The organism is Alkalicoccus luteus (genome assembly GCF_012034335.1).
Classification (GTDB): domain Bacteria; phylum Bacillota; class Bacilli; order Bacillales; family Salisediminibacteriaceae; genus Alkalicoccus; species Alkalicoccus luteus_A.
On the sequence record NZ_JAATHJ010000026.1, the window covers coordinates 22,226 to 46,394 of the forward strand.

At 47.5% G+C, this 24,169-nt stretch carries 23 protein-coding genes; 11 read left to right on the forward strand and 12 right to left on the reverse strand.

All coding sequences use genetic code 11. The annotated features are described in order from the left end of the window. Nucleotides 1–40 precede the first annotated feature (40 nt). A complete protein-coding gene (locus HCN83_RS13815) occupies nt 41–2,218 on the reverse strand; it encodes a DEAD/DEAH box helicase (protein WP_168008308.1) in 2,178 nt (725 codons plus the stop codon). 180 nt (nt 2,219–2,398) lie between these two features. On the opposite strand from HCN83_RS13815, the gene HCN83_RS13820 reads away from it, so the two are divergent. The 5 genes from HCN83_RS13820 (at nt 2,399) to HCN83_RS13840 (ending at nt 9,771) form a co-directional block, all read left to right on the forward strand. Continuing rightward, the gene (locus HCN83_RS13820; protein WP_168008310.1) at nt 2,399–3,706 is read left to right on the forward strand and encodes a hypothetical protein; all 1,308 of its coding nucleotides are present in this window, start codon (nt 2,399–2,401) and stop codon (nt 3,704–3,706) included. Nucleotides 3,707–4,629: 923 nt separating this feature from the next. Beyond that, complete coding sequence (locus HCN83_RS18250; protein WP_205774665.1) at nt 4,630–6,717, forward strand: adhesive domain-containing protein; 2,088 nt, start codon at nt 4,630–4,632, stop codon at nt 6,715–6,717. A 68-nt stretch (nt 6,718–6,785) separates the two neighbouring features. Then, a complete protein-coding gene (locus HCN83_RS13830; protein ID WP_168008312.1) occupies nt 6,786–8,441 on the forward strand; it encodes a hypothetical protein in 1,656 nt (551 codons plus the stop codon). Further along, the gene (locus HCN83_RS18870; RefSeq protein WP_425483629.1) at nt 8,438–9,286 is read left to right on the forward strand and encodes a class D sortase; all 849 of its coding nucleotides are present in this window, start codon (nt 8,438–8,440) and stop codon (nt 9,284–9,286) included. Before HCN83_RS13830 ends, HCN83_RS18870 begins: the two co-directional genes overlap by 4 nt. 83 nt (nt 9,287–9,369) lie before the next feature. Continuing rightward, nucleotides 9,370–9,771, forward strand: a complete 402-nt coding sequence (locus HCN83_RS13840; protein WP_168008314.1) for an Rrf2 family transcriptional regulator — start codon at nt 9,370–9,372, stop codon at nt 9,769–9,771. A gap of 92 nt (nt 9,772–9,863) precedes the next feature. On the opposite strand, the gene HCN83_RS13845 is transcribed toward HCN83_RS13840, so the two are convergent. From HCN83_RS13845 to HCN83_RS13860, 3 genes are all read right to left on the reverse strand, one after another. Next, nucleotides 9,864–10,523, reverse strand: coding sequence for a YusW family protein (locus HCN83_RS13845; RefSeq protein ID WP_168008316.1), 660 nt, complete (start codon nt 10,521–10,523; stop codon nt 9,864–9,866). A 578-nt stretch (nt 10,524–11,101) separates the two neighbouring features. Beyond that, nucleotides 11,102–11,359 carry a helix-turn-helix domain-containing protein gene (locus tag HCN83_RS13850; RefSeq protein ID WP_168008318.1) on the reverse strand — a complete coding sequence of 86 codons (258 nt, stop codon included), beginning with the start codon at nt 11,357–11,359 and terminating at the stop codon, nt 11,102–11,104. A gap of 533 nt (nt 11,360–11,892) precedes the next feature. Beyond that, entirely contained in the window at nt 11,893–12,039 is a 147-nt protein-coding gene (locus HCN83_RS13860; protein ID WP_168008320.1) for a hypothetical protein, read from the reverse strand. Nucleotides 12,040–12,182: 143 nt separating this feature from the next. Between HCN83_RS13860 and HCN83_RS13865 the strand changes: the two genes are divergently transcribed. Continuing rightward, nucleotides 12,183–12,506: a hypothetical protein gene (locus tag HCN83_RS13865; RefSeq protein ID WP_168008322.1), complete on the forward strand. Its 324-nt coding sequence runs from the start codon at nt 12,183–12,185 to the stop codon at nt 12,504–12,506. A gap of 255 nt (nt 12,507–12,761) precedes the next feature. On the opposite strand, the gene istB (HCN83_RS13870) is transcribed toward HCN83_RS13865, so the two are convergent. After that, nucleotides 12,762–13,535 (reverse strand): IS21-like element helper ATPase IstB, encoded by a 774-nt coding sequence (gene istB / locus HCN83_RS13870; RefSeq protein WP_168008324.1) that lies wholly within the window; start codon nt 13,533–13,535, stop codon nt 12,762–12,764. Nucleotides 13,536–13,564: 29 nt separating this feature from the next. Continuing rightward, nucleotides 13,565–15,067 (reverse strand): IS21 family transposase, encoded by a 1,503-nt coding sequence (gene istA / locus HCN83_RS13875; RefSeq protein ID WP_168008326.1) that lies wholly within the window; start codon nt 15,065–15,067, stop codon nt 13,565–13,567. Nucleotides 15,068–15,271: 204 nt separating this feature from the next. Between istA (HCN83_RS13875) and istA (HCN83_RS13880) the strand changes: the two genes are divergently transcribed. Both istA (HCN83_RS13880) and HCN83_RS18875 read left to right on the forward strand, forming a co-directional pair. Continuing rightward, nucleotides 15,272–16,318 carry an IS21 family transposase gene (gene istA, locus HCN83_RS13880; protein ID WP_246238244.1) on the forward strand — a complete coding sequence of 349 codons (1,047 nt, stop codon included), beginning with the start codon at nt 15,272–15,274 and terminating at the stop codon, nt 16,316–16,318. After that, entirely contained in the window at nt 16,218–16,583 is a 366-nt protein-coding gene (locus tag HCN83_RS18875) for a Mu transposase domain-containing protein (RefSeq protein ID WP_425483630.1), read from the forward strand. The genes istA (HCN83_RS13880) and HCN83_RS18875 overlap by 101 nt, the downstream gene beginning before the upstream one ends. A 48-nt stretch (nt 16,584–16,631) precedes the next feature. On the opposite strand, the gene istB (HCN83_RS13885) is transcribed toward HCN83_RS18875, so the two are convergent. Both istB (HCN83_RS13885) and istA (HCN83_RS13890) read right to left on the reverse strand, forming a co-directional pair. Next, nucleotides 16,632–17,381: an IS21-like element helper ATPase IstB gene (gene istB / locus HCN83_RS13885; RefSeq protein WP_168008328.1), complete on the reverse strand. Its 750-nt coding sequence runs from the start codon at nt 17,379–17,381 to the stop codon at nt 16,632–16,634. Continuing rightward, nucleotides 17,374–18,630, reverse strand: coding sequence for an IS21 family transposase (gene istA, locus HCN83_RS13890; RefSeq protein WP_246238245.1), 1,257 nt, complete (start codon nt 18,628–18,630; stop codon nt 17,374–17,376). The genes istB (HCN83_RS13885) and istA (HCN83_RS13890) overlap by 8 nt, the downstream gene beginning before the upstream one ends. A 444-nt stretch (nt 18,631–19,074) precedes the next feature. Between istA (HCN83_RS13890) and HCN83_RS18470 the strand changes: the two genes are divergently transcribed. The 3 genes from HCN83_RS18470 (at nt 19,075) to HCN83_RS13905 (ending at nt 20,885) form a co-directional block, all read left to right on the forward strand. Next, complete coding sequence (locus HCN83_RS18470) at nt 19,075–19,446, forward strand: hypothetical protein (protein WP_168008330.1); 372 nt, start codon at nt 19,075–19,077, stop codon at nt 19,444–19,446. Then, on the forward strand, nt 19,447–20,217 hold the full coding sequence (gene istB / locus HCN83_RS13900; RefSeq protein WP_168008332.1) for an IS21-like element helper ATPase IstB: 771 nt from the start codon (nt 19,447–19,449) through the stop codon (nt 20,215–20,217). 329 nt (nt 20,218–20,546) lie between these two features. Continuing rightward, nucleotides 20,547–20,885, forward strand: a complete 339-nt coding sequence (locus HCN83_RS13905; RefSeq protein WP_168008334.1) for a hypothetical protein — start codon at nt 20,547–20,549, stop codon at nt 20,883–20,885. A 118-nt stretch (nt 20,886–21,003) separates the two neighbouring features. Here the strand turns inward: HCN83_RS13905 and HCN83_RS13910 are convergent, their stop codons facing one another. From HCN83_RS13910 to HCN83_RS13925, 4 genes are read right to left on the reverse strand one after another with little or no spacing between them, the layout of a single operon-like run. Continuing rightward, on the reverse strand, nt 21,004–21,243 hold the full coding sequence (locus HCN83_RS13910) for a DUF5348 domain-containing protein (protein WP_343033739.1): 240 nt from the start codon (nt 21,241–21,243) through the stop codon (nt 21,004–21,006). Beyond that, on the reverse strand, nt 21,240–22,040 hold the full coding sequence (locus tag HCN83_RS13915) for an ExeA family protein (protein ID WP_168008336.1): 801 nt from the start codon (nt 22,038–22,040) through the stop codon (nt 21,240–21,242). The genes HCN83_RS13910 and HCN83_RS13915 overlap by 4 nt, the downstream gene beginning before the upstream one ends. Further along, the gene (locus tag HCN83_RS13920) at nt 22,033–23,391 is read right to left on the reverse strand and encodes a DDE-type integrase/transposase/recombinase (RefSeq protein ID WP_168008338.1); all 1,359 of its coding nucleotides are present in this window, start codon (nt 23,389–23,391) and stop codon (nt 22,033–22,035) included. Before HCN83_RS13920 ends, HCN83_RS13915 begins: the two co-directional genes overlap by 8 nt. Before the next feature lies 1 nt (nt 23,392). Next, nucleotides 23,393–23,944: a DUF6431 domain-containing protein gene (locus tag HCN83_RS13925; protein ID WP_246238246.1), complete on the reverse strand. Its 552-nt coding sequence runs from the start codon at nt 23,942–23,944 to the stop codon at nt 23,393–23,395. Nucleotides 23,945–24,169: the final 225 nt, after the last annotated feature.

A 24,169-nucleotide genomic window follows, 5' to 3' on the forward strand; every position in this document is an offset into this window, starting at 1 on the left:
AGCTTCGAGCCTGTGCGGTTTTAACTCACCGGCCGAATCATTAAAAAAGTCGCATCTGTTGTTTGTTTAGCCTGGCTGTCTCCTCCAGCAGATATCCAAGCCGTTTATAGCCTGCCAGTCTGCTTTTGTACGCTGCTTTCAAAGCCGGTACTTGTTTATCCACATAATCATACACTTCGACCGATTCTTTTCCAGCATAGCTTCGATGCAGCCTGCCGACATACTGCTCCACACTCCCGCTCCATTTTATCGGCATGACGAGAAACAGCGTATCCAATCTCGGATCATCGAAGCCTTCCCCAACAAATCCTCCTGTTGCAAGAATTAATCTCTCTTCATCTGAAGGAATAGCCGCCAGTTTTTCAAAAGCTTCGCGCTTCTCCTTTACGCGCATTTGTCCGTGCAGTACGATGACATGTTTAACAAACTTTTGAAACCTGCCCTCCAGTTCGTTTATATGAGCAATTCGCTGGCTCAGCACAATTGGGCTGCGATTTCGATCAAGCGCCTCCAATACATCATTAAAAATCTGTTCGTTCCGCTTCGCATCAAGCGTCATTTGTTCATAATGATCATGCCATTTTTGTTCTTTATCCGACGTGTAAGCGGTAATCTGAGGCTTTAAAATGTGATGAAAGCTTCTCATTGCAGCCATTTCTTTTCCGCTGGTTTCATACACGACCGGCCCGCACTGCATCGTCATAAACGGTTGCCAGCCGTCTCTTCGCTTCGGTGTTGCAGTGAGTCCATGAACATAAGCAGCAGAAGCCTGCTTAAGAATTTCTTCAAATGTATACGCTGATATATGGTGACACTCGTCCACAATAATCTGCCCGTATTCCAGATCTTCGGCTTGATGACGTACGCTCTGAATCGTAGCGACATCGATAATTCCGGTCGGCTTCTGCTTGCCGCCTCCCAGCTGTCCAATTTGATGTGGCTCGATGGATAAAAAGCTTGTAAGCTTCGACTTCCACTGATCAACCAACTGTGTTCGATGAACGAGGATCAGCGTATTTACCTGCCTTCTGCTAATGAGAGCGGCTGCAACAACGGTCTTTCCAAATCCGGGACCGGCCGATACAATCCCGCAATTGGATTGAAGCAGTGCTTCTACAGCAAGCTCCTGCTGTGGAAACAGCTCGGACATAAACGACGTGTGCAACGGGACTCCGTAGTTTCGCTCGTCCTTTATCGACTTCAGCTGCAGCACACGCTGGATATCATCCACTTTTCCACGCGGGAACAGACACGCTTCCTTACATTCCTCATATCCTTTTAAGCGGGCTTCCAGCATCCGTGTGGATCTCCGCTGAGATTTCGCTTTGTAATAGTCCGGGTTATGGAAAGAACAAAGCTCTTTCAGCGACTCGAACTGGCTTTCTGTCATGAGGCTTTTAGGAATTAGCAGCCCGTTTTTCAACACGGGTTTTTCCTCTGTGGGCAGCTGCATATAACGCTTTATCAGGGAGGTTGTTGAACGCTCGGCCTCCCTTACAACACTCCACTGATCGGAATAAGGCTGGAACAGCTCATCAACAAATACAGACCTTCCAAGCTTTCTCCGTTTTCCTTGAAGCGGTAACGCAATTAAATTTCCAAGTCCCTTCCCAGTAAATTCGCTTTGAGCCGGAAAGAACCTGTCAAAGGAATCCAGCTGCTTACATTTCAGGCGCCTGGCTGTTTCGCGCAGTAGTTTTTCTCCGGCTTCACGAACCATTGCCGCCGGAACCGCTTCCTCAAAAAACATCCAGACATGACAGCCATTGCCGGATTGAGATACTTCCATCAACGGAGCGAATCCGTGAAGCTTGCACGTCTTATAAAAATGAGCCGCTTCCTTCCTCCAAGAGCCTTTATCAAAGTCTACCGCTAAGAAGTAGCAGGTCTGATCTTCCATCAACGGGTAAATGCCGATCATGTCTGCTCCTGCCAGATGATGATAAAGAACAGAGTCTGTTAAAGGAGCATGCCTCTTCCCGTGCTTCACCGGATAGTATTTGGAACCATTTTCGTCTTCAACCCGCTGAGCATACACGTCCTGCCTCCCGCGAAACAACCGTTTAAACGCCTGGATTCTTTCCTGTACAGCTTCCTGTTGTAAATGAGGCTCCGGAAGCAGACCATGCTTGTTTAACAGCTGTTTGAGTAATGCATTTTCCTTACGAAGTTTGCTTAATTCCGCCTCCAGCTGCTGAATACTTTTTTCTTCTGCCATAGATGCCTCCAACCTGTATCTTTTTGTACAGCATACAAGAAATAAGCCGTCATTTCAGCAGTTATTTTTATTGTAATTTTCTGATAATTTATGTAGTATAAGGTGTAGAAAGGTAATATTCAGGAAACCAGGTCTGTCATCATGACTCGCAGCGCATCTTACTCAAAGGGGAGTGATTGCATGCATCATGCTCGATTCGTTGATTCTGTCCTGACCACCGACCATGCCGTTATTCAGGATGCTTCCGAGCAGCTGTGCCGGTTCTCGTCGCAGAATCGCAGCGCTTCGGATTCAGGCTGTCAGCTTGTGATGGATCTCGCCTGTTATTACAACATCAAGACCGGTTCACCTGATACGTATAAGCAGTTGAGTGAAGTCGCTGCCCTCTTGCTGCAGAAAGCTTGTGGCAGCTACAGCCGTACTCATGGCGTTTCATTGAAAATCGGATTCTCCGACGTCATCACCGACCTGATTGACGCGACGTTTCAGCAGTTGCACACGCAGTGGTTTACCTTATCTGCCGATGAACAAACGACTGCCGCCAAGCTGCTTCAGTATGTGATTCACAGCCTTTCCACGAAGCAGCGTGTGCAGCTTCAGCAGCTGACACAGCTAACGAGCTTTTCCCGGTCATCGATTCTGCTGTATGTGACGACCCGCGGCGTGAACCCGCTGTTTCAGCGGATACGTGAAACGAGCTGTCCGAATGAAGCACTGCTGGCATCCGGTACGTTTATTGATCTGCTTGAACACACGACCTACAGCAATCTGCAGACAGGGTCTTCCAAAGCCTACCGCGATACGGCCGTGCTGCTGTCGATCGTAAAGCTGTCCTGCAGCGGTGATCGTCCCGCCGATCGGAATGAACTGGAGCACATGATTCAAGCCTGGAGCATGAAAAAGGCAGCGCACGCCGCTGTTCCCTCCGCAGAGGCTTATCAGAAAACGAAAGCTCAGCTTGACCATGTGAAAAGGCTCCTTCACAAGCTCCAGCGTGAACAAAAGGAAACCGAGCGGCTGATCCGCTTCGAAGAGAACAGGCTCAAACGAAGCGTCCGCACAAAAACCGTTCGTCAGCTGTGGCACTTCCCCCAGCTGTCCGCCGAGCTGGAAGAAATCGAAGACGTGCAGGAAGCGATCGACGCGATTCTCAACAGCAGCGGTAAAAAGCTGCCGCATTTTCTGCGAATGATCTATTCCCTGCCAACGCTTTGGGTCCATCAGCAGCGAATCCACAGACTGTACACAAAAATCGGCAGGGAATGCGTCGAACAAAAGCTGCCGGTTACCCCGGCAAGTTCAGCGAAGCTCGCATCACTCACCCATACGAAATTACTATCAGAACGTATGGTGCAGGAGTATACTGAACAATTGAACACTTTAAGAATCTCTTTTAATAAAATGGAGAAGCAGGTTACTACAAAACAACGTTCCACTAAACGCTTCCCGTCCTATATCTTTCATCGTTTTTATTCAAAAGAAGTGTAAGGGACAATAGCTATTGAGCGTGTTCTTCTTCGACATCAGCTATAAGGTGGTTCCTGAATGATCATCGATTTCCTTTTTGCAGCTGGAGTAAGCCTTGCAACGAAAAGGCCGGAAGGTGCTTCTGAAATGGTTGATGATATGGACGAAACCTTATAAAAATGGAAATATACACTAATAGACAAGCAGCCAGTTAGGAGAATCTTCTCTTTAACTGGCTTTTTTGTCTGCAAAAATGAGTGAACGTTGTCAAATTTCTATTCATCCGATTATTTCGCCTCATCCTAAATAAGGACAAACGATGTATAAATTGAACTGATCCAATCCATCCTCTCAAACGTATGCTATTACTTTTTGCTTAGACCATAAATGATTACATCACACTTTCATCCATATATGCGATATAACAATTTCTTGTTCATTAAAATGAATAAATATGTTACGAAAGACGTAAATTTAGCTAAATTTATTATATTGATATCATTCATTTTTTATACATTTTAAAACTGAAAATTCTGTTATATCAGCCTTCAATAGCTTAAAAGTACAAATCCTTCGACATTATTCGTCATTTTCACTTTATGAGGGTATATATTTATGTAATTGTTACCATAATATGTACATTTAATGGTGTATAATTGCAGTACATAGGATGCTAACCTAAAAGCGGAACCTGTTCATTCTAACGAACAAGCAGGTTACTACGTTTTAGGAGGGACCCTATGAGAAAGCGTTTCGTACACGAATCAGAACGAATGCAGATCAAGAATGTCCAGAAAAAACGTCGGAAACAAACAGTCCTTGCTGCTTGTGTCGCTTCAGCTATGTTTTTAGCTCCCGTACTTCCAGGAGCGACTGTCTTAAGCAGTTCCCCGTTAGGTTCAGTTTTAACCAATCCGGAAGCCTCCATTGCCGAAGCAGCCAGCTTGGCAGAAGTTCAGTTACTAACTGACGTCGCCATTTCAGCAGAACTATCAGAGAACGAGTCTACATATGATTTAGACTTATCTCTCACTGGAACAGGCTTAGCTGATGCCGAAGTGCTTTCACCAGATCGAGTGGTTGTCTTTAGCGCTGACGAACTCGGCGGTCTCATTCAAACTGCCGGTCCTGCGGATGTTCGCGTTGAATTGACAGCGATCACTTTAGATGACCTCCCTGCTCTTCAAACCGAATTGAATGCGTTAACCGGCGATTTAACCACGCTCGTATCAGGTTTAACGAGTACGTTAGATGAACTACTGGGAATCGTTGATATTGTAAGTGTTGATGGTTTAGATGAGCTAAGCGATGCCGTTGATGCACTAAACAACTTGGAAGCATCGTTATCCTCGCTTACCGCTTACGAGGATTCCATTGACGTAGAGGTTACCCCTGACGGTGCAATTATCGTCGATTTCTCAGACGGTTTAGGTAATCACTTAGAAGGGGTCATCACGGATGTTGTCAATCAGGCACTGCAAGATGTGGTGGATGCACTAAATAATTTAGAGCTAGTTGTCAGCGATGACATTCCAGGGGAATTAGATTTTCTAGTAGATCCTCTTCTTTCGTCTATAAATACCCTTCTAGATGATGCGACAGATCTTTCATCAGAATTGACCTCTCTCATAGGAGATATTAGCGACGGTACGATCGACCTCTCAAATGACCTTGCAGGAGTTCAGGCTATTGGACATACAACAGTCGATGTTCCAGTCGTTCTAGACAATCCAACTGGTCTCGATGGTGAGGTTGAAATCTTTGGGGCTGGTGTCAGCACGTCAACCATCAGTGCAGAGCTGCTGAGCAGCTTAACCGATTCCGATATCATCGTCTTTGATGAAGACGACGACAGCGATGCTGACGCTGACGCCGATGCCGATGCTGACGCTGACGCTGACGCCGATGCCGATGCTGATGCTGATGCTGACGCTGACGCCGATGCCGATGCCGACGCCGATGCTGACGCTGATGCCGATGCTGACGCTGACGCCGACGCTGATGCTGACGCTGATGCCGACGCCGATGCTGACGCTGATGCCGACGCCGATGCTGATGCTGATGCCGACGCTGATGCTGACGCCGATGCCGACGCCGACGCTGACGCCGACGCTGACGCTGACGCTGATGCTGACGCCGATGCCGATGCCGATGCCGACGCCGACGCTGACGCCGACGCTGACGCCGATGCTGATGCCGACGCTGACGCCGACGCTGACGCTGATGCCGATGCGGATGCTGACGCCGATGCCGATGCCGATGCCGATGCTGACGCCGATGCCGATGCCGACGCCGACGCTGATGCTGATGCCGACGCCGATGCCGACGCCGATGCCGATGCCGATGCCGATGCCGATGCTGACGCCGACGCTGATGCCGACGCCGACGCCGATGCTGACGCTGACGCCGATGCCGACGCCGATGCTGATGCCGATGCCGATGCCGATGCCGACGCTGATGCTGACGCTGACGCTGACGCCGATGCTGACGCTGATGCCGACGCCGATGCCGATGCTGACGCTGATGCCGACGCCGATGCCGACGCCGATGCTGATGCCGATGCCGATGCCGATGCCGATGCTGATGCTGATGCTGATGCCGATGCTGATGCGGACGAAGAGGATGAAGTCATGGTTCCTGCACCTGATAACGTCGCGATTGACGACACCGGGACGACGGTTACCGGAGACGGCAGCTTTGGCCTGGATGCGGTTGTGACGGATTCAAAAGGCGATGTGCTTGGTTCAAATGCAGTGTCGTCCGACGGATCCTTCAGCGTCAGCCTCTCTCCTGCTCAAACGATGGGACAAACATTGTTTGTCTATCAGGAAGATGAGGATGGCAACCAGTCTGATGCTGTGGAAATCACCGCTCCAAATCTAACATCTGCTGAAGAGGAGACGGAAACCGTTCCAGGCGGCGAAACGCTCCCACGAACAGCTACAACAATGTGGGCTTACGGACTTGCCGGCATTGCAGCTCTTCTAGCAGGAGCAGGCACGATGGTAGCAAGACGTTTCAGACGATCCTAATGAACAACGGGCGCTCGTCACCCGGGCGCCCGCCCTACATAATCGAACAACCAAAAGGAGATGAGCGGATGAGCATCCATAATTGGTTCACAAGCGCGTTCACGCAGCTACAGCAGGACACCGAAACCTCGTTCCAGCTGCGAGGCAGACTGGTATTCTTTTTATCCATTGGCTATGCCGATCAGCGGGCAGCTGTCATTCCATTTCGCAGTGCGTCTTGGAAAGCAGCGAAGCGGGACATAGAAGCATACCTGACGTCGAGCATGGCAGATAAGCCTGTCTCGATCAAGGTGGACGTCGTGACGAACGTGGAACCGATTGATGGTGCAGCCTTCCTGACACTCCTTACGAAAACAAAGAAAAACTACATGCGCCGCGGCATTTCCTTTGATGCAGACTTTCACCATGCGTTTATGGAGCAGGAAGTTCTCGGTAATGCCTTTATCCGCTTCAGCAAACACCATCACCGTGCCTACATTGCAGAACAGAACGTGCATCGCTACATCAGTAAGCACCGTCCCGACACAAAGCCGATCGATTTCCAGAACGTCCATGCCGTCTACTTGTTCGATACACAAGGCGTGTTTTGCGACGAACGCGGCCCCGTCACCTTGTTAACAGGAGCTTACGATAACGGACGCCGCCAGGAGTCATTGACAGAAAAAAGCGTAGAGCAGCTAATCCAGACCGGACAGCAAAAGCTGTGTGACATGCTGCAGGAAAGCGGCGAGTTTCAATACGGCGTCTTCGCCCCCTTTTCTACGCCTATCAATCATTACAACATGCTGCGCCACGCAAGCTCTCTTTATGCACTCGCCGAATCGTGTGACGTGCATCGAGATCCGGAGGCTTTAAACGCCGTTAAACGCGGACTCGATTTTCTGCTTCAGGAGCGAACCGTTTCGCATCCGCACGGGCTATTTGTTCGTGACGGTACCAATCCAGACACGTATGAGTATAAGCTTGGAACGAATGCTGCAGCGGTATTGGCGCTTACAAAATACGTTGAAGTAGCCGGCAGGAATGGAAATGAAGCATACGTAGAGGCGGCTCAGAAGCTTGCGATGGCCATGGAGTTTTTTCAGCAGCCGGACGGAAGCTTTCAGCACGTGTTCGAATACGAAACCTTCGAGCTTAAAGAAGCGTTTCGCATCGTGTATTACGAAGGAGAAGCGGCCTTTGCCTGGATGCGCCTGTATCAGCTCGACCAGGACGATCGCTGGCTGAACAACGTGAAAAGCGCCTTTGATCACTTTATTGCCAACGATTATTGGAAGCACCACGATCACTGGCTCAGCTATTGCACGAACGAGCTCGTCAAAATCGTACCCGAACGCGCTTACTTCAAGTTCGGTTTACAAAACGCAGCTGGAAAACTGGATTTTATGTATGAGCGGAAAACGACCTACCCAACCTTTTTAGAGCTTCTGCTCGCGACAAACGAGCTGATCCAGCGCGTAAAAGAAAGCGAGCACGCGGATTTGCTGGATTTGATTGATGAAGATGCCGTCATGAGAACCATTCACCTCCGGGCGGACTATCAGCGTAACGGCTATTTTTATCCGGAGATCGCCATGTATATGAAGCATCCGGATACGCTCGCCGGCGGCTTTTTCATCCGTCACCATTCGTTTCGGATGCGGATCGATGACATCGAACATTACGTATCCGGCTACTGCGGTTACATCAACATACTAAAACGAGCCGGCGTGGTGATCTCATGAAGTGGCTTAGTATCAGCCTCATGACCGTCGGGCTCGTGTTGCTTGGCGTGTTCGGCTTTCAGTATTTCCATTCCGAACAGGCCCAGGAAGACTCCATGTCGGAAGCATTGGAACGGATTGAGCAAGGCCACGATGCAGCACCGGCCGAAAACAGAAGTACAGAAGATGAGACCTCCTTTTTAACGTCTTCTGTGACCAACGCGCTTACTGATATCACGTCAGCCCTCCCTTCAGCGATCTCTCACAATGAAGAAGAGGAAACCGAGCAGGCAGCTAACAGTGAAACCGATGATTCCGTCTCCGCTAATGAATCGAATAACTCGCAGCAGGCTGAAGCTGCGACAAACGAACCCGGCTCGGAAGACGCTTCCAACTCGGAGGAAAAGGAGGAGGTTGTTGAGAACAGTACCCACGCAAATGAAACGAGCGTAGCGTCCTCGTTTCAAGCTCATGAGAATGAATCGTTTGCTGTTCTCGACATACCAAAGCTTGGCCGCTCCCTTCCGATCATTGAAGGAACAGACGCTGACAGCTTAGCGAAAGGCGTCGGGCGGGTCGCTTCAACCGCCTACCCGGGTGAAGGGGAACAAATTGTACTCTCCGGGCACCGGGATACCGTTTTTCGTGACTTTGGTCAGCTGGAAATCGGCGATCGCTTTATTGTTACGACACCTTACGGGGAGTTTGAATACGAGATGCGGGAAACGGAGATTGTAGATGAAGATGATACATCTGTCATTCGGGAGATGGGCGAAGAAGTGCTCGTCGTCAGCACGTGCTACCCGTTCCATCTCGTCGGCACTGCTCCGGAGCGATATGTGATTTATGCGTACCCGGTTTCGTAAAAGAGAAGTCCGCTCATTTCCTTATTACTGCTACGTTGACGTTCTAAGTGAAATCAACTAATAGAAAGTGGAGGCGATGACTCATGCAGGTGACCCAATTTACTGACGTAGCCTTGAAAATCCTGCTTTATTCCGCGGAACACCATACGAAAAAAGTGACGTCCAGCGAAGTAGCCGATCATCACCAGCTAGCTGTGTCGCACGTCCGCAAAGCAATTCACCACCTGCAGCAGCTTTCGTATATTCGCACGTACAGAGGAAAAACTGGCGGCATCACCCTCACGACAAAAGCATGGGAGTCGACGATTGGTGACATTGTCCGCGACGTGGAACCGGTGCGTGAGATTGATATGTACATTCCTCCTCACGCCGATCAGGACCGCGAGCTGCAGCTGTTAATGTACCGGGGCATTCAGCGATTTTATCGCTACTTGGATAACTATACGCTGGAGGATGTCATGCGTGAGAAGAGTACACTTGTTTAAGCTTCTTACTCTCCATTCGCTCTTATATCGAACGGTCCATTTTCACGTACAAAAGTCCGGCATAGGGGGAAATGCCGGACTAAGTCATGCGATTACTCGTTGTTATCCTCGGTATCAAATCCAACATCGTTTTCATCATTACCTTCGCCGTCATCTTCTGCTTGCCAGCTCCACTCGGTTGCATCCTCATGCTCCGGGAAATCAATCGTCAGGTCATAGCTTTCAATGTCCTCTTCGCTGAAATCAAACGTATCCGCTACGGCTGTTAGTACTTCCTCTTCGTCACTCGCAGCGTCAATCATGAAGTCTGATAAGTAAGCCTCCATTTCTTCTGCCGCTTCTTCGCCCTCAAGCTCAAGGTCGTCACCAGAAACGGTCGCATCCGGTGTGTCATCTTCATTTTCTGCCGGCGTGTACGTGAAGGTCCACTGACTGTCGTCCACGAGCGTTACATTCAGATCAAAATCCTCTACATCCTGATCCATCACAGCTTCGCTCTCTTCTTCGTCCATGTCATTATTCAACTCGTTTGTTTCATCATTCGTTTCCAAATCATCATTGTTGTTTATCTCGTTGTCATTTTTATTATTGTCTGCCATATCGACTTCAGGTTCTTCGTTTACTTCTTCTTCCTGATTGTTTTCTCCACCAAGGTTATTACCGTTATTTGCTTCGTCATTCTCTCCTCCGTTACATGCTGCCAGGGTAAGTAATGCAGCCGTCGTCGTCATACTAATCGTGAATTTCTTCATGATATCCCTTCCTTCGCTTTTAAGTAGTCGTTATCATGCAGCGAGTGCGCTGCCAACGTAAACACCCTCTACCCTTCTGCGAAAACCACCAAAACGTCTCAGGCTAAAAAACGAACGTTAGCAACCCCCTTTGGGCTTCTTTCGTCCTGACTTCCACTTACCCCCGCTTATTACTAAAGCAGCGCAAGAGAAAAAGAGCATGCAGCTGCACGCTCTCTTTAACTCATTTTATAAACACCCACCGGTTGCAAGTGCGGAGAAGCTACCTTGGCCCTAAAATAGCAATAGACCTAAGCTACACAGGGGCTCACTTTACCTTTTGATTCAAATGTCCGTCGGCTAAAAGAAATTGAATATGGTTTTACAGAAGCGGCGGAACAGTTGCAGAAGATCGGGATCAACCTTTTAGTCATTGTTCACGAAGAAGCCTATTTGCTGCCGTGACTTCAACATCTGACAAACTAGTCCTGCTTTTTTAACATGTCATACACGAAACGAAACCGGGCCCTTAGCGAAAGGGTCCGGTTTTATCCAATGATTCATTCAATTATCATTTATTCTCCGCACTTTCCTGATTATCAGCAGGGGCAAAGGGATGCCTCTCCTCCGTGCGCCGTGTCGGCTTCGTCTTCTTCAATTCGTGAAACGACTTCCTCTAACGGTACCTGTAAGACTGCTGCTATGCGGCTTGCTACTTTAATAGAAGGATTTTTGCGGTATCCCCGCTCTAAGTAATTCAAATACGATTTGGAGATCCCACATCGATTTGCCATCTCTTCGAGTGAAAGCTTTCTATTTTGTCTCCCCTGTAAAATTAATTCCGCCAAACGATTCATATGACCCACCTCTCGAAAGTATAGCGCAATGTCCCGATTGCGCTATCATAAACGTTCCGTATACATCTTGATTTAGAGTTCACCTTTTTTCTATTATCTGGTTCTAAAGGGAATAACATTTAAGGCAAGTATTATTATAGCAAGAGGATACCCAATTTTGCAAGACAAAAAGAACTATATTAAGTAATAATATGTAAGGAATTTTGAGGCTTATTTGAGATTGTAGCTAATAGACCCATCTTATTAGGTCTACTCTATTTTAGATATATAATAAAGAAATTTTTACCATTAAAAACTAGCTTTAGGCTTTATGTAGAGGTAATATAATGTATGGAGGAGGGATAACTAAAAGAACACTAGATAAAATCTGTCTGAACGATGATCATTAAGCGGGGAGAGAAACCAGTGACAAGTCGGTCTTACATATCAACCATGACAAAGCCTAGGGAATTCGCTAAGGCCCTTCAGAGAGCCATGGAAGAAAACCTTCTGTTCTGTTAGAGGCAGTTGGTGCTGAAGCGAACAATCAGGTGCTAAAAGCGATCGCGCTTCAGTGACCCTTCTTCAACCACAATAGGTGTCTGAGTGGAGCTTGTTATCACTACACCCTCACGATCAGCGAGGATGTCGATCGATTTGGTGATACGAATGGTTTCTTCATACAGGCCTGGCTCCAACACGATAGTGTCTTCAGTCTGTGCAGCATCGAATGCCGATTGTATCGCATGATAATCTGCTAATCCGTCAAATAACAGGAATTATCTACATATGTGCAGAATCGTTATCTAGAAACTAACAGTTATCGAAGGAGAATAATGAAACCATGACAGCTACCATCGAAATCGAAAGCATGCGTAAAGAAGGCCGTTTCATATGTGGAAGTCTTCTATTAACTAGCGAAAACAAAAAGGAAGTACTCGATGTGGAATGTCTTATGAAAGATGATCACTCCGGGTTTGAATATGTCTTTTTAAACGGTGTAAACATCATGAGTCATGTTCGTGAGGTTGATAAAAAGCACGTACACCAACAACCAGTCAGTATCTCTGCTGTCGAACAAGCAGCCAAAAAGTTAACAATCAATTTTTACAAAAGTGACAGCATCTACTATAAGAAGTGCTTGTTTCATTATACTCAGTTGAATTAGTTAGCTAAGATGCGACCAGAAGCATATCATCTAGCAGTCTGTCATGTATGGCTTCCTATATAGTTAGGAGAACCAGATTTTCCATTATCAGACACAGGGATGTTTTCCGCCGTACGCTGATCACCTCTTTATAAGTCCTACAGTACATATACAAATAAATCGATTATGAACGATTTTAACTATGTGAAACATGGTTGTAACCGTCAAGTAGAATAGAGCACTTTTTCACAAATAAGATAGATCAAGATTTCCCAATTAAGACAGACCACCCTTTTCGGAAAAAATCGTTTTTCGGTACTTCATGCGGATGCTGTCTGTCTCGTCTCCAAATGTGATGATTTCGCTCCGATGGAGCAGGCGATCTAAAATAGCTGTCGTCAACGTTGGATCACCGAGGAGCTTCCCCCATTCATTCGGTCCTTTGTTTGACGTTAAGATAAAGGCAGCTTTATCGTATAGGTCGTAGATGAATTGGAAAAACAAATGGGCTTCGTGCGCTTCATACGTCATGTACATGACGTCATCAATAATGATCAGATCCGATCCAATGATTCGCTTATAACGGGTGTTGGATTTTTTGATATGCTCTCTCGTTTTCAAGATATACATAAGGTGCGCCATGGACACAAACGAAACTTGGAAGCCTTGTTGCACTGCATGAACGCCTAATGCGACGGACAGGTGCGTTTTACCTGCACCTGTCGGTCCCATTAAAATCAATGTGAAATCATCTTCGACCCAATGCAATTCTTTCAACACATGAAATTCCTTTTCCCCTAAAGCGTTTTGTTCCTTAAGATCATAGCCGTCCAGCGTCTTCACTTCCGGGAAATCCGCCCATTTCATCAAACGCTCGACCGCCTTCTGTTCCCGGCATTGTAGTTCGTAGGAAAGAAGTTCATGCGTGAACTCGTGATAGGTCCAACCTTTTGCTTCTGCCTTACGTAGAAGGGTGGGTAACTCTTTTGCCGTTTCTGCCAATCGTAAGGTTCGGCATTGTTGTTGTAAGGAATCAAAAGGATGGCTCATGATTTCCGCCCTCCACTCAAGACGCTTAGCTAGGTCGCACTGGAGCGTTCGGGTGCTGCCAGATCGATGTACTTTTGATTCAGTGGCATGTCAGAAGCAAGAGGTTTTTGGCTTTGCACTTCTAGGGAGTAAACAATATCACGAAAATCATTACCGCTGATTAATTGCAGCTTCTGCACCTCTTTCAACGCGCTATCGGCATTCGTTGGATATCGGCAGATGGCTATTTGAATCACTTTCAGCTGATCAACCAAATGCCGTGGATACTTTTCCGAAAGGGCTTCGATAAACCATTGGATGCCCGTTTTATCTGAAAAAGCATCGGTCAGCTGATGAACCAAGAGGCTCCGTGTTGATTCTTTCTTCTCCCGGTGTAGTGGATCGGAAATGACCAAGCCTTTTTCCAGTGAGAGTGCGTGCTGAGCCAAGATCGGTCCCGTAGGTTTCAGTCGTATTACGAGCGTCTGGTCGTCTGTTACTTGAAGATAGGCTTTATTCGCTGATGTTTCTTGGTACGTTCCTGACGGAACGCTGTAACGATTCTGCAGGTAGCGAACGACATTGTCCTTCTGAATGTTTCTTGTTCTAGTGATAGGGAGGACTTCCTCAAACAAGTAACTTGTTGAGACGTTCCGCAAGTGTTGCTTTTCCAGGGCGTGCACTTCGGAAGGTCTCTTTTTTATGTTGTGGTGAACCTTGTGATTACCGGTGCGATCTAACCAAGCCAGACAGGCGTCATTCCAAGTGTCCAATGTCTCGAATAGTCGATGTTTGCTGAAGTTGTATTTTACAAACTTCACGACCTGCTCCACTTTCCCTTTTGATTCCAGATCGCTTTTTCGGCACAAGTATATCTGAAAGCCTCGAGCTGCTTGATACTTGGTAAACGCTGCGGTCAAGATGAGATCTCGCGCATTCTCACTTACGGCAAGTAAAGCATCTTGGTCGTACACCATCTCCACGGGCATCCCCTCGTAATAAACAAAGGCATTTTCATGACATCTCACAACATCCGATGTTCGAAAAGGCCGATCCAGCCACTCAACATATTTGTACCGGGAATGGGACAAGATGAAGGCAATAAAGTAGAGGCGTTTTCTTCCGCCTGTCGTTGTTTCGACGACTGTTTGGCCAAAATCCACCTGGGCCTGCTGGCCCGGCAAACTTTCTGGAATTGATGCATACTCCCGCTCTCTCACCGTTTTTGGAATGTGGTAGATCTCCCGTAACTCCTTAACGTTATTTCGTACCGTATTCTCTGTTGTCTCGTTGAACTGCATTCGTTCCTCCAGCCAGTCATAAATTTGAGCGCCCGTTAGATCTGGATGCTCCTGCAGCCACTTGAGAATCTCATCCCGAAAGGGATCCAACTTCTTAGAACGTGTACGAAGGGAAACAAGAAAATCTTCAAACTCCTCTGGCTCCATGCCTATGTATTCCTTCACCGTATTTCTCGACATCTTCAGTTTCTTAGCAATGGCATTAATAGAAAAACCTAGATCTTGCAGCTTACGAACTTCTGCATATTTCATGAATCTGCTCACTCCAATTTCCTCACCTTCAATAAACTAGGATAGCCTGAATATTGCATTTGATTTGTACCAGTCCTGCAATCTTTTGTACCACTCCTTGCAGAGCTTTGTACCACCTTTTGCGGAGTCGTGTACCAACCTCCTGTATACTAAATGAGCATGCCTGCTTTTTTCGGTGTGACATTTGTTTACAGGAGGTTTTCTATGTTTCCATACCGCTATATGCTGGAACTACACGGAGAAGAGCGAAGTCTACGGACGATCGCGGCCATGACTAGGCATTCCCGTCAGAAAGTAACAGAAGTCATTCGGTTGGCAGAAAAGCGGGGGTTGTCGTTGCCAATGGATGATGACATGACCGACCCCTGGTTAGAAGATTTTCTGTATCCAGAAAAGAAAGTCGAAGCTTCAGGTCGTCACCGGATGGATTTTGATTACATTCATACGGAACTGGCCAAGCCCCACGTGACACTTACACTACTTCATAAGGAGTATCTCCGTCAGGCACAGGAAGAGGGTGCTATTCCATATGCCTATCGAACGTTCACCGAACATTATCACAACTTTGCACGAAAGCATAAGGCCACCATGCGGATCCGACGAAAACCAGGAGAATTGCTTGAAGTGGATTGGGCTGGAACGACATTGTTCGTTCAGGATCCAGATTCTGGAGAAAGGATCCCCGTTTATGTTTTCGTTGCGTCCCTCCCTTGTTCCCAACTTGCCTATGTTGAAGGTTCTTTTTCAATGGATTTACCTGCCTGGATCAAGCTTCATCAGAACGCTTTCGCTTATTTCAACGGCGTTCCCCACATCCTCGTTCCTGATAATTTAAAGACAGGCGTTACCAAACATACCTCCAAAGAATTAGTCATTAACAAAACATATGCCGAGATGGCTCGGCACTATGGAACTGTGGTCATGCCGGCACGAGTCCGTTCGCCGCGTGACAAGGCTTCTGTTGAAAGCTCTGTCGGCCGTCTCTACTTGGATCATCGCTGCTCTTCGATCGACGACTTGCTTTTCATTAGACGAACTCAATCAAGAGATCCGCACAAAACTGGAGGCTTTCAACCACCGCCCATTTACCAAAAAAGAAGGATCGCGCTGGTCAGCATTTCTCGAAGAAGAACAATTTTCCCTCCTTCCTATGCCAGAAACACGATACTCGCTTGCCGAATGGCGGACAGCGAAAGTACAGCCGGATTATCACATTGCCGTGAAAGGCATGTTTCATTCCGTTCCCTATGACTACATTGGATACCGGGTAGAGGTCAACGTATCGGAAGAGAGCGTAGAAATCTATTTTAATCATATGCGAATTGCTTCTCATCCCACCTTGATCGGAACGTATGGCCAGCCACCGGACGGTGCCGGAACATATGCCGGACACGCATTGATTACGGCCATGAATTTTTACCATGTCTGCCATCTTATTTACCACACCGTGCCAGTTCCTTTACCACTACTTGCCATACTTTTTTACCAAGGCAACCTGATAAGCCCTACAGACTAGGAGCTATAGGTCTGCAGGGCTTTCTTTTTGTGCCGTAGAACGGAGTTCCTATCTCTGACCTAAATCATGACGCTCGCGCATGGAGACATCACCATCGATCATTATTTGGTAGGAGTCATGGATAATTCTGTCTAGAATTGCTTCCGCGATCGTTTCGTTTCCCAGCTTCAAATGCCATCCACTCGGATCGATTTGAGAACAGTAAATCGTCGAAACTGTTTTATGACGGGATTCAGAGATTTCGAGTAAAATGGCTGCCTCATCAGTCGAAAGATCCGTCAATAACCACTCATCCAAGATGAGTAAATCTACCTTCGTGTATTTTTTGATAAGCTTCCGGTAACTGCCATCAGCTGCCAGTTTCGCTAGCGTCAGTTCGTCCAGCAGCTCGGGTAACCGGATGTATTTTACCTTAAAAGACTGCCGGCAAGCTGATATTCCAAAGGCCGTCGCCAGGTAGGTTTTTCCGGATCCTGTCGGACCCTTTAAGATGATGTTATGGCCATCCAAGAGATAAGTACCACTCGCTAGCTTCAGTATTTGCTCTTTGTTCAAGCGACGATCGGCATGATACTCGATATCTTCAATACAGGCGGTGGCATCTAAAAAGGAAGCTGCTTTCATCAATCTTTGGAGTTTGTTACTTTTCCGGCGTGAATACTCTAAATCGACAAGCAACGAAAAGCGCTCATCAAAATCCATCTGTTGAAAATCTCGCTTGGCGATCTGTTCCTCATAGGCCTGCGCCATGCCATCCAATTTCATTTCATTCAACTTGGTCATCGTCTGCTCATTCATTCTTGTCTGTCCCTCCGTAATAGGCTGCTCCGCGAGTGAAGCCATAATTATTGATAGTCCTTTCCGTCTTTCTTATCAGTTCCTGTTCGGCATCGCTTTTCTTATTAGTTGCCAACAGTGTCTGTATGCTTTTGACCGAAGGTCTTGCAGTCATGGAAATAATCATCTTACAGGCCCGTTCAATTTCATACTTGGAGTAACGTCGCTCTGTTTTCTTCAACGAAAAAATCGACTGTAAGGCTAACTTTTCAGGCTGAGTATTCGCCAATAGGTAATGAACTACTTTCACCGTATTCTCAACAATGCTTTCGGCCCAATCCTTCGCATTTTCTGGTGTCTGCTCGACATAGAGCTTGTGGTTGTCAGGCATGTGATCATGCGTTGTAGCTAACTGCCCAAACTTGCCATATAATCGTTTATGAGAAGCGATACGCATATGGTTAAAGTAAATCTCGACGAGATTTTCGGTGAGTCGCACGTCGACTTGTCGATTGATATACTCGTAGGGAACGGAATAAAACATACTCTCAACAGAGATATGATAATCCGGCCGTACTTTAGCCGACTTCCATTCAGACATTTTGTAGGATGCCGTGGGCAGAGGGGAAAGCGCAAATTTCTCCTCTTCTTCAAATGCCGAGAGCCGGCTACCTTGCTTTCGTGTGAAAGATCGTCGGTTGAACTCATCCAACTTTTTTCTGACCTCTTCATTTAACTCCCCGATACTGAAACACTGTGTGTTTCGAAGCGCTGCGATGATCCAAGTCGAAATAACACCTACCGAACCCTCGACACTTGGCTTATCTTTTGGAGCGCCTACCCTTGCGGGTATGACGACGGTTTGGTAATGATCACCCATCTCCCGGTATGTAGGATTTAAGACAAGTTCTCGGATCGTGTGTTTCGTGACGCTAGCTTTCAAATTGTCTGGAATAACGATCTGCGTACTTCCGCCGAAATAAGCATAGGCATGACTATGAGCAGTAATCCAGGAAGACAAATTCATGGATAACGTGGCTTCCGCATAAGACAATTGGCTACATGGCAACGTCGCCACAAAGATATATGCTTTCACTTTCTGCCCTGTATCTCGGTCAATCATGAAAGCAGTGGAGCCTGCCCAATCTACTTCCATGATTTCTCCAGGTTTTCGGCGGATCCTTAATGTAGCCTTATGCTTATTCGCATAGCTACTGTAATGGCGGACAAAACTCCGATACGAATACAGGATTTTTTGTTCATGCGGCATTCCGTCTCATATTCGTGGTGGAGTAGCGATAAGGTCACATTTGGCTTGGCGAGTTCCTCGTGAATATGATCAAAGTTTAATGGCTGTCTGCCAGAAGCTTCTAGCGATTTCTCGGGGAATAAGAATTCCTCAATCCATTTGTCGGTCATCTCTTCTTCTAACGGCCCCTTCAGACCTTTCTTCTCCGCCCATTCGATGATCTCAGTTACTTTCTGCCGGGAATTTCCCTTACTTGAAGCAATACTTCTGAGACTGAAACCTTCCTTTAACCTCAAAATCCTGGCATATTGAAGCTTAAAAAAAACCTCCTATAAGAAATGTCACACCCGTAGGTGTGCCCATCAATTATATTAGGTATCTTATCGAGTGGTGCATATTGTGTCATTCAATGGTACATTATTTGGCACTATGTGGTAAAAAAGATGGCAAGAGTGGTCCATTTTAGTGGCTGTAATCACGCATCGGCAGTATACCGTACAAACGCCGCAACATGCGTTGGAGTGGGGCGCTTCCATTGGTACACATACCCGGGCCGTAATCGCGTTTCTTTTGAAGCATTACGATGTTGAAAAGCAGGCGATGAAGTCTATCTTTTCCTTACAGAAATTAGCGCGAACCTATTCCCATGAGGAAATCGAACGTGCCTGCCAACAGGTTCGACAGGTGACAAATCGACCAATGGTGAAAAGTATTCAAACGATGATCAAACATATCAGCGAAACAGAGACCGCGCAGGCGCTTCAAGAGCGAAAGCAAAAGGCTAACAACCAGCATGCCTTCATTCGAGGTGCTGCCTATTTTGGAGGGAAGAAATAAATGAACCAGCAGAATATCGACAAATTAAAAGCGCTAAAACTATCTGGTATGGCAGAAGCGTACGAATCCTTATTTACAAAACCGGAGATCCACACCATGGACATCGATACCGTTCTTGGCATTTTACTCGATCATGAAGAAGCCCTCCGGAAAAACAATCAGCGGCATCGTCTGTTAAAACAGGCAGGGTTCCCAGAACCCGCTTCCATTGAAGAAATTTTATATTATGATGATCGGAAGTTAAAAAAGGACTTGCTTCTCCGATTAGCAGCCGGGAACTATATTTTGGAGGGACGTAATATCATTTTTAAAGGCGTCTCTGGCGCCGGGAAATCCTGGATGGCGATTGCCTTCGGCGTCGAAGCCTGCCGGCAGTTTTTCAAAGTGCAATATACGCGTCTGCCTGATCTGTTGGAAGAATTTAAGTTAGCCAAATACCAGCAAGATGATAGCTATGTAAAATTGATGCGTAAGCTGCAGAAAGTGGATTTACTCATTTTTGACGAATGGCTGCTTCATACGCTCACGAACGAAGAAGCAGCGCTTCTTCTGGAAATCATCAATGCCCGGCGTCAGGCGAAGCAGTCTACCATTTACTGTTCACAATTTGACGTGAATGGATGGTATGAAAAATTAGGTGACGGCACTCTCGCAGAAGCCATCCTGGATCGCATCGTACACGACTCCTACGATATCTTGATTGATGGGAACATTTCGATGCGTGAGCACCTCAGTCTTCATCACCAATTGGAAAGAGAAGCTCATGAATAAGAAAAAAACGATGACGCTGGAAGAGCCCGTAGCCGTTTTACGTGCTCATCATATGGATTGTGACGAAATTACGGTATGGCAATAGATGAAGGAAGAAAAATGAGGGGAAGTGTATAGACAGGGAATATCCAAACAAACATGGGAGCTCTTATAGACTTTCTCATCGAACAACGTCGTCATTTCTTGTTTTCCGACAGGAAATGGCTTTTTAGGTTGATTATGGCTCATCACCACGAAGTGTAGTTGACACTTAAGCAGATGAAATGAAAACAAGTGGCAGATCCTTTATCGTGAAAGTTGTCGAGACAAACACGAGGAGGTTCTGCCACTTGCTACATCAGTTTATCAAAGAAGTCATTGATTTACCACACTATGAATTAACAGCAACCACCAAAGAAAACGACCAATGGATACTCACCTTAGCGCCCATTCCTATGTCTCACGTATGTCCGATTTGTTTTGGTCCAACCAATCGGATGTGTGCCCGAACAAGAACATTGATGCACAGCTTCACCCCGCAGACAGGCATCATCTGGATTCGCGTTCCTGCGGAACGCCGCTACTGCCGCCAATGCGGAGCAACCTGCACCGTATGTTTACCAGGTATTCCTATGCGTGGGAAAGCCACAAATTCTTTTCGCACTTTTCTCTTTGAAGAATGCTGTTAATGACACCTTAAAATGTCCCGAGGTTGACGGAACACCTTGACCGGCAGGAGACGGAAAACGTGACCGTATTTAAACAGCTAAAACGGGAACACACCTTATCGGTCGTTCCCGTTTTTCACTAAATCGCTACCTGGTAGGTTTCATTCCGTTTTAAGTAGAAACAGGCCCGGTGCGTCCCGATCTGCACATACCAATCCTGTCCAAGTACTGCCTGACAGGTAAGCACTTGTCCATAGCCCACATGAAGATCAAACCAGTCGCCGTCCCGCAATTGGTAGCCCATCTGATCACCCCAATCCACGATCCAGCATGCAAGGGCATCGTCGTACGTCATCGCATACCATGTACGCTTGCTCACGCGAATTCTCCTTCAATCACCGTTTTGACCATGCGGTCATCGATGATGCGCGTTCCTTGTTGTGATGCACACAATAAACAGTGGGTTGCCAGCTTATTGATCAGACGGGAGGCCCCACTGGAATACTGAAAGATTTCATCCATCGCACGCTCGCTGAAAATGTCTCGGTCCACACCGGCATAATGCAGGTGGCGCGTCATGTACGCCCCCGTTTCAGCGCGATCCAGGTGATCCAATTTGAACTGAATGTCAATGCGCTGGCGGATCGCCGCAAACGACTGAAGCTGCAGGCGCTCCCACAGTTCCGTTTGTCCGACTAGAATCAATGCCATTGGGCTTTGGGCATCCATGCGGAAATTCAATAAAAAGCGGACCTCTTCTAACATCTCCCGATCCAGTAAATGCGCTTCGTCTACGACCACCACCGGTGTCAACTGATGAATGCCTTTCATAAGTTCAATCTCCCGGTGCAGCTGTCGCTTGGCATCTCCCCGGTAAAATTTCGCTTCTAAGCCGAGTTGTTCCAGCATCCCCTTGTAAAAGTGCCGGGGCGTTAATTTGGAGTCCGATAAATAAAGGAGCTTATAGGCAGACGGATCAAGTTGATCCGTTAATCTCCGAATCGCGGTGGTTTTTCCGGTCCCGCATTCCCCGGTCATCACGGCAAACAGCTGCCGATCGGCGGCATAGTGCAGCCGGCCGATAATTTCATCGAGCTGGGAGGACTCATAGAGAGCCTCCGTTGGGATATCACGGGAAAAAGGGGTATGCGCCATGTCAAAAAACGTTTCAAACATGCGATGGGCCTCCCTTCGCGATATGACGGAAGTGAACGGCGGGCACGGTTGGCCCTTTCGCCTGGGCCCGTCGTTCCTCGTTCTGTTTCTTCGCTCCTTGTAACAACCTCGACGAACCGGCAGGTTCTTTGGTCATATGGACCGGAAGAGATGGCCGTTTCCCCGTTTGTTCGGTCATCGTGAGCTTCGTGGCTGTCCAGCTGTCATAACCGGGATAATCGATGGTGAGCGTCGTCGTATCCTGGGGGTCGTAGGTAATCTCGACTCGGCAGCCCAGGAGGGTGATGCCCACTTCGTATTTCGTATCCTGAAAGCTGATGCAGCCTGATTTATCGACTTTTCTCGTTTCTGTATGTAAAAACGCCTGGGCCAGTTCTTCGGCCGAAATGGTTCGGATCGGCGTGCTTTCCTGGCGGTACGCTTGAAACGGTGTCGTGGTGGTGCCCAGTGCCTGGTGCGGCTGGTGGATGTATCGCTCGTCGAGCCATACCCGCAGCCACTGATTGAGCGCTTCCACGGTCTTAGGGCGTTCCAACTGTACTTCCTGCAAAAACGCATCAAAGGTTCGGTTAAAGCGTTCGATTTTCCCCGTGGATTCCGGAGAATAGGGCTTGGCATACAACAGCCTTGTCCCTAACTTGGCACAGGTTTTTGCCATCCACTTCGTCCGGTACTGTTTCCCGTTATCAAAATACACTTGTTCAGGGATCCCATACGTACGGACCGATTCCCGAAACGCTTCTTCCACACATCGGGCATCCAGCATGGGGTAAAAGGATACGTGCAAGGGATACCGGGTCGCATCATCCAAAAAGGCCACCATGTAGACTTGCTTCTTGGTTCCATTTGGACCGATCGGCAGATACGGGCCATACTTGATATCCGAGTGCCATAACGCATTTCGGGATCGCTTTTGAAAGCGCCGTACGGCCCCGGATGTCTCGTGATACAGCTTCATCTGCCGGGCGCTGTACCCTCGCTTGGCTAATTGTTCCTGCAGGGTCGATCGCTTCACCGTGCCCTTTTCCACCAGCCCGTCCCATTCCAATATTTGAATGATCGATGCAATGCTTCTGGACGGCACCTCCCGGCGCAATAAAATCGCCTGTTCCAGCACTGGATCCTGATTTTCGACCGACACAGGGCGATAGGCTTTCGGTTTTAACCCCTCAAAGCCTTCTTTGTGAAACTGAGCAAGATAGCGACGAATGGTTCGTTCTGACACGCCATGCCGCTGTGAGAGCTGATGGAGCAGGGCAGCTCGTTCCTGTTTGTCTAACGCTTCTTCTAATAAGGGGGCAATCAGTTGAAATCGATTCGTGGCTTGTTCGACTGCGTTTCCTGGTCCCACGTCATTCACTTCCTTTCGGTGATACCGCCAGTGTATCGAAGGAAGACCGGGTCAAAAAGGCAGAACGGGTATGGATCCAAAAATGGTGGTTGGCCACTGGATGGACAAGGCTTCCCAGCCATCCGCGTGTCTTGCCAACCCATTGTCCGACGCGCTGATGTACAGGCAACCGTTGACTGGACAGATCGACGGTTGAGGTCTCATGCCATTCCAATTGAATTCGCAGTGATTGAAGAATAAACAGCCAGTATTGCACCAGATCGAGAAACCACTTCCGCCAACGTACAAGAGTGGATTCATCCACAGCCACCGCCAGGTGGGAGGCAGGCAGGACGGCTGTTTCAATCACCGCCGCGGCATAGCGCTTATAAGGGATGATCAATGCGGGAAGTTCGTGATGAATGGTCTGACACTGGTCACAACGAAGCCGTCGGATCACGAAGGTCCGACTCTCGCCATGTTCATCTTTCACTTGTCTCTTTCTGGAACCGATGACCTTGAATCCGTTGTGGGCACAACAGGGACAAGGAACCCGTTCTGCACATTTAACCAAAAACGCTAGGATTCGGAGAAGCCACTATGGTATAATCATGAACGATAATCATCTTTTGTGAGGGACGTCTTCCGTCGCGCCACTGGTAATGGCCGGCATTGTATTTGGCAAGAGAAAAATGTATAAAACGGCAGTACTTTTTGTCATGCCACTCATGAACCCCGTTTCCTTCCTCATTCCTCGATTTGATTCATGAGAAAGGATTCTTTCATGCGGTTACTATCC